The organism is Hydrogenophaga sp. L76 (assembly GCF_057654755.1).
The window spans coordinates 1,672,916-1,685,612 of sequence record NZ_CM172807.1; the positions used below are offsets into that span (position 1 = coordinate 1,672,916).

At 66.2% G+C, this 12,697-nt stretch carries 12 protein-coding genes and 1 tRNA gene; all 13 read right to left on the reverse strand.

What is annotated here, in order from left to right; all coding sequences use genetic code 11:
• Positions 1-14: 14 nt before the first annotated feature.
• The 13 genes from AC23D4_RS07910 to AC23D4_RS07970 all read right to left on the reverse strand — a co-directional run bounded on the left by AC23D4_RS07910 (position 15) and on the right by AC23D4_RS07970 (position 12,696).
• Entirely contained in the window at positions 15-494 is a 480-nt protein-coding gene (locus tag AC23D4_RS07910) for a NuoB/complex I 20 kDa subunit family protein (protein ID WP_472889591.1), read from the reverse strand.
• A gap of 60 nt (positions 495-554) precedes the next feature.
• Positions 555-914, reverse strand: a complete 360-nt coding sequence (locus AC23D4_RS07915) for an NADH-quinone oxidoreductase subunit A (RefSeq protein WP_305362421.1) — start codon at positions 912-914, stop codon at positions 555-557.
• Positions 915-963: 49 nt separating this feature from the next.
• Positions 964-1,048 (reverse strand) — tRNA-Leu (locus AC23D4_RS07920).
• A gap of 182 nt (positions 1,049-1,230) precedes the next feature.
• Entirely contained in the window at positions 1,231-1,626 is a 396-nt protein-coding gene (gene secG / locus AC23D4_RS07925) for a preprotein translocase subunit SecG (protein ID WP_472889590.1), read from the reverse strand.
• 35 nt (positions 1,627-1,661) lie between these two features.
• Positions 1,662-2,411, reverse strand: coding sequence for a triose-phosphate isomerase (gene tpiA / locus AC23D4_RS07930; RefSeq protein ID WP_472889589.1), 750 nt, complete (start codon positions 2,409-2,411; stop codon positions 1,662-1,664).
• Positions 2,412-2,425: 14 nt separating this feature from the next.
• On the reverse strand, positions 2,426-3,415 hold the full coding sequence (locus tag AC23D4_RS07935) for an NAD(P)H-quinone oxidoreductase (protein ID WP_472889588.1): 990 nt from the start codon (positions 3,413-3,415) through the stop codon (positions 2,426-2,428).
• 19 nt (positions 3,416-3,434) lie between these two features.
• A complete protein-coding gene (gene pnp / locus AC23D4_RS07940; RefSeq protein ID WP_472889587.1) occupies positions 3,435-5,609 on the reverse strand; it encodes a polyribonucleotide nucleotidyltransferase in 2,175 nt (724 codons plus the stop codon).
• A gap of 263 nt (positions 5,610-5,872) precedes the next feature.
• Complete coding sequence (gene rpsO / locus AC23D4_RS07945) at positions 5,873-6,139, reverse strand: 30S ribosomal protein S15 (RefSeq protein ID WP_472889586.1); 267 nt, start codon at positions 6,137-6,139, stop codon at positions 5,873-5,875.
• A 134-nt stretch (positions 6,140-6,273) separates the two neighbouring features.
• Complete coding sequence (locus tag AC23D4_RS07950; RefSeq protein ID WP_472889585.1) at positions 6,274-7,464, reverse strand: pyridoxal phosphate-dependent aminotransferase; 1,191 nt, start codon at positions 7,462-7,464, stop codon at positions 6,274-6,276.
• Positions 7,465-7,491: 27 nt separating this feature from the next.
• Positions 7,492-8,781, reverse strand: a complete 1,290-nt coding sequence (locus tag AC23D4_RS07955; RefSeq protein WP_472889584.1) for a branched-chain amino acid ABC transporter substrate-binding protein — start codon at positions 8,779-8,781, stop codon at positions 7,492-7,494.
• A 147-nt stretch (positions 8,782-8,928) separates the two neighbouring features.
• Positions 8,929-10,005 carry a tRNA (adenosine(37)-N6)-threonylcarbamoyltransferase complex transferase subunit TsaD gene (tsaD, locus tag AC23D4_RS07960; protein WP_472889583.1) on the reverse strand — a complete coding sequence of 359 codons (1,077 nt, stop codon included), beginning with the start codon at positions 10,003-10,005 and terminating at the stop codon, positions 8,929-8,931.
• Positions 10,006-10,081: 76 nt separating this feature from the next.
• Complete coding sequence (locus AC23D4_RS07965) at positions 10,082-10,786, reverse strand: Crp/Fnr family transcriptional regulator (RefSeq protein WP_472889582.1); 705 nt, start codon at positions 10,784-10,786, stop codon at positions 10,082-10,084.
• A 74-nt stretch (positions 10,787-10,860) separates the two neighbouring features.
• Positions 10,861-12,696 carry a nitric oxide reductase activation protein NorD gene (locus tag AC23D4_RS07970; protein WP_472889581.1) on the reverse strand — a complete coding sequence of 612 codons (1,836 nt, stop codon included), beginning with the start codon at positions 12,694-12,696 and terminating at the stop codon, positions 10,861-10,863.
• Between the last annotated feature and the right edge of the window lies 1 nt (position 12,697).

Sequence of the window (12,697 nt, forward strand, 5' to 3'; positions counted from 1 at the left end):
GGCCGGTGCGGCGCTCAGGCGCGCGCGATGGTGTTGGTGCGACGGATCTTCTGCTGCAGCTGGATGATCCCGTACAGCAAGGCTTCTGCAGTCGGCGGGCAGCCGGGCACGTACACGTCGACCGGCACGATCCGGTCGCAGCCACGCACCACCGAGTAGCTGTAGTGGTAATAACCACCGCCGTTGGCGCAAGAACCCATGGACAGAACCCAGCGCGGCTCGGCCATCTGGTCGTACACCTTGCGCAGGGCGGGCGCCATCTTGTTGCACAGCGTGCCCGCGACGATCATCAGATCGGACTGGCGCGGACTGGCGCGAAACACCTCGGCGCCGAAGCGCCCGATGTCGTAGCGCGCGGCGGCCGCATGCATCATCTCGACCGCGCAGCAGGCGAGACCAAAGGTCATGGGCCACAACGATCCGGTCTTGGCCCAGTTCACCACCGAGTCGTAGCTGGTGGTGACGAAGCCTTCCTTGAAAACACCTTCAATCATGTGCTGCTCCAATGCACCCGCTCAGGGCGTGACGCGCTATACCGAACCCGCAGACCGCGGTCATTCCCAGTCCAGAGCGCCTTTTTTCCATTCGTAGGCAAAGCCCACGACCAGAATCGCCAGGAACACCACACCCGCCCAGAAGCCGGTGGCACCGATGTCGGCAAAGGCCACCGCCCAAGGGATGAGGAACGCAATCTCGAGGTCAAAAAGAATGAAGAGGATGGCCACCAGGTAGTAGCGCACATCGAACTTCATGCGCGCGTCTTCGAAGGCTTCGAAGCCGCACTCGTAGGGGGAATTTTTTTCCGCGTCCGGGCGGTTGGGGCCGAGGATGTAGCCCAGAACCTGCGGGATGATCCCGACGGCAATACCCACCAGAATGAACAAGAGCACGGGAAGGTATTGTTCGAGACTCATCTTGGGTAAGTTCCACTGACATGGCTCATGGGCCATGTTGTCCAAAGATTGGTGCCGACGGCGAGACTCGAACTCGCACAGCTTTCGCCACTACCCCCTCAAGATAGCGTGTCTACCAATTTCACCACGTCGGCTGGGTCTGCATTGTCTGGCTCACGAGGGACCGTGTGAGCCTTGCTGACAACCCATAGAGTTTACCCTGAAACACCCCCCTTTTCGGGAGGGTGCATCGGATTTTCAAAAGGAAAGGGTTGATTTGCTGCAGCGCAAAAACACAGGCACGGCGCGGGATCCGGGCCTGTTGTACTCCCCCCGGTTATTTTCCGGGGATCTGCGCAGCACCTGTCGCCGGCGCTTCGGCTGGAGCGGCTGTGGCAGGCACATCGGTGCCCGCGGGAATCTGTTGTGCAGCGGGCTGCTGCACTGGAACGGCACCCTCCAGCACGCTGCCCGACGACGGCGCAGCGGTGCGCAGGTTGCCAAAATAGGCCAGCCCCAGGGTGCAGGCCAGGAAGATCGCTGCAAGAACAGCGGTGGTGCGTGACAGGAAGTTCGCACCTCCCGACGCGCCGAACAGACTGGCCGAGCCAGCGCCACCACCGAAGGCCGCACCCGCATCGGCGCCCTTGCCGTGCTGCATCAGGATCAGGCCGATCATGCCGATGGCGGCCAGGATCTGCACCGCCTGAAGAATGGTCAACAAAACGTTCATGTGTTTCTCCGGAAGGGAAAGGTCGTGGACGGCGCTCAGCGAGCCGATGCCACGATTTGAAGGAAATCGGCCGCCTTGAGCGATGCACCACCGATCAGACCGCCGTCAATGTCGGGCTGCGCCAGCAGGCTGGCGGCGTTGGCAGCGTTCATGCTGCCGCCGTAAAGGATGTGCACCCGCTTGGGATGGGTGGTGGCCGCAGCGAGCTGGGAACGCAGAACCGCGTGCACCGCTTGCGCCATCTCGGGCGTGGCGGTCTTGCCCGTGCCGATGGCCCAGACGGGCTCGTAAGCGACAACGATTTCGGTGATGCAGTGCCCCACCGTGTGAATCGCTGCGGCAAGCTGGCGTTTGACCACGGCCTCGGTCTCACCGGCTTCGCGCTGCGCCAGGGTTTCACCCACGCACACGATGGGCGTGACGCCAGCGGCCAATGCACGTTGAGCTTTGGCCGCAACGACCTCGTCCGTCTCACCGTGGTACTGGCGGCGCTCCGAATGGCCAACAATGGCGTAGCGGCAACCGAAATCCTTCAGCATGGCCACACTCACCTCGCCGGTGAAGGCACCCTGCTCGTGGGCCGACACGTCCTGCGCGCCCCAGGCGACGGGACTGCCCTGCAAAAGCGACTGCAATTGGGCCAGATAGGGTGCGGGCACGCACAGCGCCATGTCGGCCGCGGGTTCGCTGCCCTGCAGGCCGTCGAGCATGGCCTTGACCAGCGCTTCGTTGGCGGCCAGCGAGCCGTTCATTTTCCAGTTGCCTGCGATCAGTTTTTTCATCATGGTCTCCTTGAGTCTCAAGCCCAGGTGAGGACGATCTTGCCAATGTGCTGGTTGCTCTCCATCAGGGCATGTGCCTCGGCCGCACGGGCCGCGCCAAACACACTGTGGATGATGGGCTCAATGCGCCCCTGTTCCAGCAACGGCCAGACCTTCTCGCGCAGCGAGGCTGCAATGGCCTCCTTGAACGCCACCGGACGAGGACGCAGCGTCGAGCCGGTGATGACCAGGCGGCGACGCAGCACCAGACCGGCGTTGAACTCGGCCTTGACGCCGCCCTGCACCGCAATGATCACGAGACGACCGTCTTCGGCCAGGCACTCGACCTCGCGCGCCACATAGCTGCCAGCGACCATGTCCAGAATGACGTCGACGCCTTTGCCGTCCGTGAGCTCGCGCGCCACGGCCGAGAAGTCTTGCGTCTTGTAGTTGATGGCGTGGTCGGCACCGAGCGCCAGGCAGGCGGCGCACTTGTCGTCACTGCCCGCTGTGGCGATCACGCGCGCGCCCAGGGCTTTCGCCAGCTGGATCGCGGTCACGCCGATGCCGCTGGTGCCACCCTGGATCAACAGGGTTTCGCCCGGCTGCAACCGCGCCCGGTCGAACACGTTGCTCCAGACGGTGAAGAAAGTCTCGGGCAGCGAAGCCGCCTGAACGTCGTCGAAGCCCGCCGGCACCGGCAAGCACTGACCGACAGGAGCCACACAGTATTCGGCGTACCCGCCACCTGCCACCAGCGCACACACCCTGTCGCCGACCGAGAGGCCGGATGACGCCAGTGCATCGGCATCCCCCGCCTCAATCACGCCGGCCACTTCCAGGCCGGGCAGGTCGGAAGCGCCGGGCGGAGGCGGGTAGGCACCGCTGCGCTGCAGCACATCGGGCCGGTTCACGCCGGAAGCCCGCACGCGGATCAGCACCTCGCCCACACCGGCGACCGGCATCGGACGCTGCGTCAGACGCAAAACCTCGGGTGCGCCAAAGGCGCTGATCTCAACCGCTTGCATGACCTCGGACTCGCGGCGCTTATTGCTGCTGTTGCTGCTGTTGCTGCTGTTGCTGCTGTTGCTGCTGTTGCTGCTGAGCAGATTGCTCGGCAGGTGCTGCATTGCGGTCGATCAGGGCCTTCATGGACAGCTTGACGCGGCCCTTTTCGTCGGTCTCCAGCACCTTGACCTTGACGATCTGGCCTTCGCTCAGGTAGTCGGTCACACGCTCGACGCGCTCGTGGGCGATCTGGCTGATGTGCAGCAGGCCGTCCTTGCCGGGCAGCAGGTTGATCAGGGCACCGAAGTCCAGGATCTTGGTGACCGGGCCTTCGTAGACCTTGCCGATTTCGACTTCGGCGGTGATCTGCTCGATGCGGCGCTTGGCTTCATCGGCCTTGGAAGCTTCGGTCGCGGCGATGGTGATGGTGCCGTCTTCGTCAATGTTGATCTGGCAACCGGTTTCTTCGGTCAGCGCGCGGATCACGGCGCCACCCTTGCCGATCACGTCACGGATCTTCTCGGGGTTGATCTTCATGGTGAACAGCTTGGGCGCGAAATTCGACACTTCGGTCTTGGCTTCGCCCATGGATTCCTGCATCTTGCCCAGGATGTGCATGCGGGCTTCCTTGGCCTGGGCCAGCGCGACCTGCATGATTTCCTTGGTGATGCCCTGGATCTTGATGTCCATCTGCAGCGCAGAGATGCCGTTGGTGGTGCCGGCGACCTTGAAGTCCATGTCGCCCAGGTGGTCTTCGTCACCCAGGATGTCGGTCAGCACGGCGAAGCGGTTGCCATCCTTGATCAGGCCCATGGCGATGCCGGCCACATGGGCTTTCATGGGCACGCCAGCGTCCATCAGCGCCAGGCAGCCGCCGCAGACCGAAGCCATCGACGAGGAACCGTTGGACTCGGTAATTTCCGAGACCAGGCGCATGGTGTAGGGAAAGTCTTCCTTGGTCGGCAGCGCGGCGATCAGCGCGCGCTTGGCCAGGCGGCCGTGGCCGATTTCGCGGCGCTTGGGCGAGCCAAAACGGCCGGCTTCGCCGGTGGCGAAGGGAGGCATGTTGTAGTGCAGCATGAAGCGGTCTTCGTACTCGCCAGCCAGTGCATCGATGCGCTGGGCATCGCGGTCGGTCCCGAGCGTGGCCACCACAAGCGCCTGGGTTTCACCGCGGGTGAACAGCGACGAACCGTGGGTGCGGGGCAGCACGCTGTTGCGGATTTCGATGGCGCGCACGGTGCGCGTGTCGCGACCGTCGATGCGGGGTTCGCCGGCCAGGATCTGGCCACGCACGATCTTGGCTTCGATCTCGAACAGCAGGCTTTCGATGGCCACGCTGTCGAAAGCCACGCCTTCGGCTTTCAGCGCCGCCATCACGTCGGCGTAGGCGCTGCGGCAAGCCTGGGTACGGGCCTGCTTGTTGCGGATCTGGTAGGCGGCTTCGAGTTTGGCCTTGGCCAGCTCGTCGATCTTGGCGATCAGCGGCTCGTCCTTGGCGGGCGGCTGCCAGTCCCAGGCCGGCTTGCCGGCATCGCGCACCAGCTCGTTGATCGCGGCGATGGCGATGTTGCCCTGCTCGTGACCAAACACCACGGCGCCCAACATGATTTCTTCTGACAGCTGATCGGCTTCCGATTCCACCATCAGCACAGCGGCCTGGGTGCCGGCGACCACGAGGTCGAGCTGGCTGTCCTTGAGCTGGGTCTGACCGGGGTTCAGCACGTACTGGCCATTCACGTAGCCCACGCGCGCAGCGCCGATGGGGCCGTTGAACGGGATGCCACTGACCGACAGGGCCGCCGAGGTGGCGATCATGGCCGCGATATCGGCCTGCACTTCGGGGTTCAGGCTCACCACGTGCACGATCACCTGGACTTCGTTGTAGAAGCCTTCAGGGAACAGCGGGCGAATGGGGCGGTCGATCAGGCGGCAGGTCAGGGTTTCCAGTTCGCTGGGGCGGCCTTCGCGCTTGAAGAAGCTGCCGGGGATCTTGCCGGCGGCGTACGATTTTTCGGTGTAGTCCACCGTCAGCGGGAAGAAGTCCTGACCGGCCTTGGCTTCGGTCTTGGCGACCACGGTGGCGAGCACCACGGTGTCATCGATGTTGACCAGCACGGCGCCGGTGGCCTGGCGGGCGATTTCGCCGGTTTCCATGGTGACCGTGTGCGGGCCCCACTGGAAGGTCTTGGTGACTTTGTTGAACATGGTCATGGTTTTCTCCTATGAACCACCCGCGAATCAAGGGGTGGCATGGCGTGCAGACAATCTGCACAAAACCCGGAAAAGCAACCCAGAACACGATGCCATTCCAGAGGGGCTGAGCGCACATGCACGAGACATGTACAACACCTTTGGAATGACACAGCTTCGCTCTGTTGTCGCGGCTCCGGAATCAAAAACGGGAACTGACAAGCAAAAAACGCCCGAGCCAGCGAACCAACTCAGGCGTTTTGCGTGCCATGGCGTGGGCCAAATTACTTGCGCAGACCCAGTTTCGCGATCAGGGCGATGTAGCGCTCAGCATCTTTGGACTTCAGGTAGTCCAGCAGCTTGCGGCGACGGCTCACCATGCGCAGCAGACCGCGGCGACCGTGGTGGTCCTTGGCGTGGGTCTTGAAGTGGGGCATCAGTTCGTTGATGCGGGCGGTCAGGATGGCGACCTGCACTTCGGGGCTGCCGGTGTCGTTGGCGGCGCGTGCGTTGTCGGCGACGACGGCGGCCTTGATGGATTTTTCGATCATGTCGGATTCCTTGGGGTTACATGCGTCCCGCCGCAGCCTGCCGGTCCTCCGAAACAGGTCCGGCACCGGCCGCCGCAACGGGCGTGGTTTGTCATCTGGAAAGATGGCAACCGCAGATTATAGCCCAGCGGTTCTCAACGTTGGGCATCCAGCCAGGCACGCAAACGCTCCACCCCCTGCACCAGGCGCTGCGGGTCGCGGCTGGCAAAACACCAGCGCAGCCAGCCGGCGGCCTCGGGACCGAAGGCGCTGCCGGGCGCCAGGCCCAGCCCAGCTTCGCGCACCAGGCGCTTGGCGGTGTCCAGGCAGTTGTCGTGCCCTTGCAGGTGAAAAAAGGCGTACATGCCACCTTTGGGTTCGGCCAGCGTCACGCCGGGCACGGCTTTGAGCAGCGGCACCAGCGTGTCGCGGCAGGCCTGCAGGTGGTCCACCAGCGCGGGTGTGACTTCTGCGCCGCGCAGCAGCGCCACCGCGGCGGCGCGCTGCACGAACACCGGCGCGCACGAGGTGTTGAACTCGATCAGCTTGCCCACGGCGTGGGTCAGCGACTGGGGCAGCACCAGCCAGCCCAGGCGCCAGCCGGTCATGAGGAAGCTCTTGGAAAAACTGTGCGCGACGATGAGCCGGTCTTCGGGTTCGGACACATCGAGAAAGCTCGGCGCAGCGCCATTGGGCGAATCCGGCGCGAAATACAGGCGTTCGTACACCTCGTCGGCCAGCACCCAGGTGCCGGTGCGGCGGCAGTGCGCGAGGATGGTGGCCTGCTCGTCGCGGCTCAGCGTCCAGCCGGTGGGGTTGTTGGGCGCGTTGACGATCAGCAGGCGGGTGGCCGGGGTGATGGCGGCGAGAAGCGCCGCCATGTCCAGTGCCCAGGCGCCCGCCTGGGCACCCTGCTTCACCACCTGCAGCGGCACGGTCTTGACCCGGGCACCCATGATCTGCGGCTGTGCCACGAGGTTGGGCCAGGCGGGCGTGACCACCACCACCTCGTCACCCGCGTCCAGCAGCGCCTGCGAAGCCAGCATCAGCCCGTTGACGCCGCCGGAGGTGACCGCGATGCGGTCGAACCAGTGGTCGGTGGTTTGCTGCGGATGCAGGCCGTGGGTGTAGACGGCGATTTCCTGGCGCAGCTCGGTCAGGCCGAGGTTGTGGGCGTAGAAGGTTTCACCCGCCTGCAGCGAGGCGATCGCCGCCTCGCGGATGAACGCCGGCGTGACCTCGTCGCTCTCGCCGAACCAGAACCTGAGCACGTCGTTGCGACCCAGCCCCTCATTGGCCAATTCGCGAATGCGCGATTCCTCCAGACCTTCCACCACTGCCCGCATACCGCACTCCCGGATTCAAACCCTCGATCAGGGCCGGGACATGTTACAGGCGTGTGGCAGCTCCGCCTGCTGCGGGCTCAGGCTGCGGATCACGCGAAAGCCGTAGCCCGAGCCTTCGACGTCGAATTTCACGCCCGGCGCTCCCTGGCGGTCCATCACGGCCACGGCCTGCGCTTGCTGGAACTGGTGGTCGGCGGCGCGCATGCGCGCGGTCTGACCGGCGAGCTGGACCTCGGCCCTCTCCAGCTGGACCGCAACGTCCGCGGCCTTGACCGACCCCGCGCGCTCGATGGCCTGCGCCAGCGACTCGATCATCAGCTGCATGCGCATGTGCACATAGTCGTCGGCCGGGTTGGGGAAACGCTGGCGGAACGACTGGTAGAAGGCTTCGGACTCCTTCGTCGGCACGTTGGGGAACCAGTCGGCCACCGCCACCACCTTGCCGATGCCGGCATCGCCGATGGCCGCTGGTGCGCCCAGGGCGTTGCCGTAGAAGGTGTAGAAGCTGCCGTCAAAACCGGCCTCGCGCGCTGCCTTCACCAGCAGCGTCAGATCGTTGCCCCAGTTGCCGGTCAGCACGGCCTGCGCACCGCTGGCCTTGATCTTGGCGGCGTAGGGGGCGAAATCCTTGATGCGGGCCATGGGGTGCAGCTCGTCACCGACGATCTTCACGTCGGGCCGCTTGCTGGCCAGCTGGCTGCGGGCTTCGCGCAGCACGGCCTGGCCAAAGCTGTAGTCCTGGCCAATCAGGTAGACGCTTTTCAGGTCCTTGTCCTCGCGCAGCACACTCATGAGCGCGGTCATGCGCATGTCGGCGTGGGCGTCGAAGCGGAAGTGCCAGTAGCTGCAGTTCTGGTTGGTCAGCACCGGGTCCACCGCGGAATAGTTGAGGAACAGCACCTGGCGCCGGGGGTCACGGTCGTTGTGCTTGTTGATGGCGTCGATCAGGCCCGAGGCCGCCGCAGAAGAATTGCCCTGGGTCACCACCGTGATGTCGCGGTCGATGGCCGAGCGCAGGGCCGACAGGGCCTCTTCGGTCTGGCCCTTGCTGTCAAAGCGTTCGATCACCAGCGGGCGGTTGCCGCCGGGCAGCTTCACACCGCCACGGGCGTTGACGCGCTCGGTGGCCCAGACCAGGTTGCGGTACACCGCCTCACCGGTGTTGGCGAACGGACCCGACAGGCCCTCGATCATGCCGATGCGGATGGGGGCGGCAGCGGAAGCTGCCTGGCCCTGGGCCAGCGCAGCCGTGGCACAGGTGGCCGCCAGCAGGACGGTGGCCAGCGCGCGGCGGCGCAGACGGGTCGTGAAAATCATGGGAAAGGTCTCCGTTGTTCAGTACCTGCCGGCGGGACTGCTCGGCATCCAGTGTCGCCTGGGCGACTGGTTTGGTCAGTGTAATTCATAATTACAACGACTACCCCGCCCGGGTATTTCAACCGGGGCCGGTTCCGTGCGTCGTGTTCAGCCGAGCGCCGACAGCGGCCAGCGGGGCCACACGTCGAAGTGGTAGGTCGGCGCAGCGCCCGGCAGCAGCCCGGCCTGGAACCGCAGGCCGGCGGCGAGCGCGATCATGGCGCCGTTGTCGGTGCACAGGTGCAGCTCGGGGTAGTGCACACGCACGCCGCGGCGGGCGCAGGCGGCGTTGAGCTGTTCGCGCAGCTGCGCGTTGGCCCCTACCCCGCCGGCCACGACCAGGCGCTTCAATCCGGTGGATTCGGTGGCGGCGAGCGACTTTTTCACCAGCACCTCGACAATGGCGGCCTGCACGCTGGCGGCCACGTCGGCGATCTGGAGCGCGGCCAGCGCCTCGGCCAATTGCGGCGTGGCCGGACCTTCGGGCCGCGCGTGGGCGAGGCGCTTCACCTGGGTCAGCACCGCCGTCTTCAGGCCGGCAAAGGAAAAATCGAGGTCGCCGCTGTGCAGCAGCGGGCGCGGGAACTTGTAGGCGGTGGCGCTGCCCTGCTCCGCCCGCTTCGCCAGCGCCGGGCCGCCGGGGTAACCCAGGCCCAGCAGCTTGGCCGATTTGTCGAAGGCCTCGCCGGCCGCGTCGTCGATGGTTTCGCCCAGCAACTCGTAGCGACCCACGCCGTCCACCCGCATCAGCTGGGTGTGACCACCCGACACCAGCAGCGCCACAAACGGAAACTCGGGCGGGTCGGCGCTCAGGAACGGCGACAGCAGGTGCCCTTCGAGGTGGTGCACCGGCACCACCGGCTTGCCCAGCGCCATGGCCATCGCACACGCCACGCCCGAACCGACCAGCAACGCACCGGCCAGGCCCGGTCCGCGGGTGTAGGCAATGGCGTCCACCGCCGACAGCGGCAGGCCCGCCTGCGCCAGCACGGCGTCGGTCAGCGGCAGCACACGGCGGATGTGGTCACGGCTCGCGAGCTCGGGCACCACGCCGCCGTAGGCCTGGTGCATCTCGATCTGGCTGTGCAGCGCATGGCCGAGCAGGCGCGGCACGGCGCTGCCACTGGCGTCCACCAGGGCCACACCGGTTTCGTCGCAAGACGATTCAAATCCAAGAATCAACATGGCGGGGAGTGTACGGGGGTGCTCTGCGCTCGAATGTGAAAGTGCTTCTGTTGCAAGAGGCTTGCCGGCGCGGGGGTCAATCCACCGGATACCGCGTCAACCGCTGCGGGTCCGGAATGTGGATGTCGCGCTTGTCAATCAGGATCAGGCCCTTGGCCTCCAGCTCGTGCAGCACGCGCGAGAAGTACTCGGGCGTCATGGACAGGCGCGAGGCAATCGCTGCCTTGCTCACCGGCAGCGTCACGCGCTGCGCAGACTCTTCCGCACCGCCCTTGCCGGCCTCGGGCAGGTCGCGCATGAGGTAGCCGATGACCCGCTCCACGCCACTGTGCAGCGAGTAGGCCTGCACGTCTTTCACGAGACCATGCAGCCGCCGCGACAGCCCCGCGAGCATGCGCATGCAGAAACGCGGATCGTTTTCGATCTCCTGCAACACGCTTTGCTTGGACACGCTGAGCAACAGGGTGTCCGTGAGCGCCTGCGCGTTGATGAAATAGGGCTTGTCGGTGAACATCAGCGCTTCGGCGAAGCTGTTGCCCGGTCCGACGATCTCGATGATTTTTTCCTGCCCGGCTGGCGAGATGGCGAACAGCTTGATCTGGCCGGTGACGGTGACGTGGAACTCGTTGCACGGATCACCGAGGTTGAACACATCGTCGCCGCGGGCCAGCTGGCGCAGCCGGCTGGCCTGGGCCAGGCGCTGCAGCTCGGGTGGTTTCATTTCCTGAAACAGTGGCAGCATCGAAAGGTAACGGGGCAGGTCGAACTGGGCAATGTCCATGGCCGGGGCGCGCTTCGCGCAAGGTCGTGATGTGGGGAATGGCGGCCCCGCACTGTACCCGCCCGACGTGGTTTTCAGCGCGCCGACTGGCGCATGAAACGCGTGTACACCCCCGTCAACCGGTCCACCAGGTCCTGCGGCCGGTGCACCAGCGCATAGCCCTGCTGGCCAAACAGCATGGGCAGGTAGTCGTGAGCCGCTTCGTCGATGGTGATGCAGAACGGGATGAGACCGGCCCCGCGCGCGGCCTGCACCGCGTGGCGCGTGTCTTCCAGGCCGTAGCGGCCTTCGTACACATCCAGGTCGTTGGGTTTGCCGTCGGTCAGGATCAGCATCAGGCGCTGGCGCTCCGGGCGCTCGCCCAGGCGCAATGTGGCCAGGCGGATCGCGGCACCCATGCGCGTGTAGTAACCCGGCTTGATCGCCCCCACGCGGTCGCGCACCGCGGCATTCCACGGATCGTCAAACCCCTTCAGGTGCTGGATGCGCACGTTCTGCCGCCGCACCGAAGAAAAACCCAGCATCTCGAACGGATCGCCGCCGGCGCTGAGCGCTTCGCCGAACACGTAGAGCGCGTCGCGGATCACGTCGATCACCCGCGCCGTCTGCGTGGCGTACGCGTCCGTTGAAAGGGACAGGTCGGCCAGAAGCAGCGTGGCCAGGCTGCGCTCGGTGCGCACGCGGCGCGTGAACACCGCCGGGCTCTCGCTGCGTGGCGCGCCGGTGGCGTCCACCCGGTGGCGCACCCAGGCGTCGAGGTCGATCTCATCGCCCTCGGGCTGGGCGCGCTGCCGGCCGGTGCCTGCACGCAGGATTTCCAGCCGGCGGCGCACGCGCCGGGCCGTGGTGCGCAAGGCGGTCGGGGGCACATAGGGTTCGGCGGGCGTGGCCACCAGGGTCTGCAGCGCGCAGTGTTCCGGCAGCAGCGCGTTGCGCCTGAAATCCCACTCGGGCAGGCGGATGCCGGGGCCGAGCGGGCGGTCGTCGGCGGCGGCACTGGGCAGGTCGAGGTCGAACTTCACACGCGCGGCCGTGCTCTGCCCGTCGGGCGCGATGGCCAGCACGTCCATGTCGTTGGCAACTCCGGCGGCGTTGTCGTCGGGGTCGTCGTCGCTCGCGCGGTTGACCTTGACAAACTCGCCCCAGGACAGGATGGACTCGGCGCGGAAAAACATCATCAGCGGCGCCTTGTCACGCTCGTCGCTCACAGCCTGGGCACGTCTGCGACGCGCGTCGCTGGCCGAAGGCTTGCGGGCATCACCCGGTGCCTGCTCCCCATCGGACCGCGCCACAGCGCTGACGGGTTCACCGCCCGCGTCCAGCCAGAGCCAGACCGGCGCCACGTTGTCCGGCCGCAGGCCACACGGCGCCGCAGGCCAGGCGCCACGCAGCGCCTGCTGCACGGCGCGCTCGGCCTCGGCGGCCGCGCCCTTGAGGCGCGCCGGATCGGGCCGCAACGCGAGCTGGGCCGCCAGCAGATCCTGGTGGCGCGCGGCCAGGCCGGGAAAGGTGTGCAGCACCTGCGCACTGGCGCGCACGTTGTCGCCGAGCCAGTCGCCCGTGGCCTCGATGCAGGCGCCCTGCGCCGCCAGCCAGAGGTAGAGCGCGCGGTTCAATGCCGCGTCGTCAAACACCGCGACGGTGGGCGGCAGCGACAGCGCCTCGGGCTCCAGCCGGCCGGTGGACGCGTGCGTGCCGCTGCCGGCGATGCGCTGCAGCCAGTCGCGCGGGCCACCGCTGCGGGTGTCGGTGGCGGGCGCCAGGCGCACGCCGTGCGCGCCACCGGCGGCGCGGAACAGCATGCCGATGGCACGCTGCACCTCCGGCAGGTGCACGGCGGCGCTCGCGTGCTGGCGACTCGCCGCCCGGTGGATGAAACGGTGCCATTGCTGGCCGACCCATTCTTCCATC

Bases quoted from the DNA above. Each gene is read 5' to 3' on its own strand.
- AC23D4_RS07910 (WP_472889591.1), bottom strand. From the start codon at position 494: ATGATTGAAGGTGTTTTCAAGGAAGGCTTCGTCACCACCAGCTACGAC.
- AC23D4_RS07915 (WP_305362421.1), bottom strand. From the start codon at position 914: ATGAGTCTCGAACAATACCTTCCCGTGCTCTTGTTCATTCTGGTGGGT.
- secG (WP_472889590.1), bottom strand. From the start codon at position 1,626: ATGAACGTTTTGTTGACCATTCTTCAGGCGGTGCAGATCCTGGCCGCC.
- tpiA (WP_472889589.1), bottom strand. From the start codon at position 2,411: ATGATGAAAAAACTGATCGCAGGCAACTGGAAAATGAACGGCTCGCTG.
- AC23D4_RS07935 (WP_472889588.1), bottom strand. From the start codon at position 3,415: ATGCAAGCGGTTGAGATCAGCGCCTTTGGCGCACCCGAGGTTTTGCGT.
- pnp (WP_472889587.1), bottom strand. From the start codon at position 5,609: ATGACCATGTTCAACAAAGTCACCAAGACCTTCCAGTGGGGCCCGCAC.
- rpsO (WP_472889586.1), bottom strand. From the start codon at position 6,139: ATGATCGAAAAATCCATCAAGGCCGCCGTCGTCGCCGACAACGCACGC.
- AC23D4_RS07950 (WP_472889585.1), bottom strand. From the start codon at position 7,464: ATGCGGGCAGTGGTGGAAGGTCTGGAGGAATCGCGCATTCGCGAATTG.
- AC23D4_RS07955 (WP_472889584.1), bottom strand. From the start codon at position 8,781: ATGATTTTCACGACCCGTCTGCGCCGCCGCGCGCTGGCCACCGTCCTG.
- tsaD (WP_472889583.1), bottom strand. From the start codon at position 10,005: ATGTTGATTCTTGGATTTGAATCGTCTTGCGACGAAACCGGTGTGGCC.
- AC23D4_RS07965 (WP_472889582.1), bottom strand. From the start codon at position 10,786: ATGGACATTGCCCAGTTCGACCTGCCCCGTTACCTTTCGATGCTGCCA.
- AC23D4_RS07970 (WP_472889581.1), bottom strand. From the start codon at position 12,696: ATGGAAGAATGGGTCGGCCAGCAATGGCACCGTTTCATCCACCGGGCG.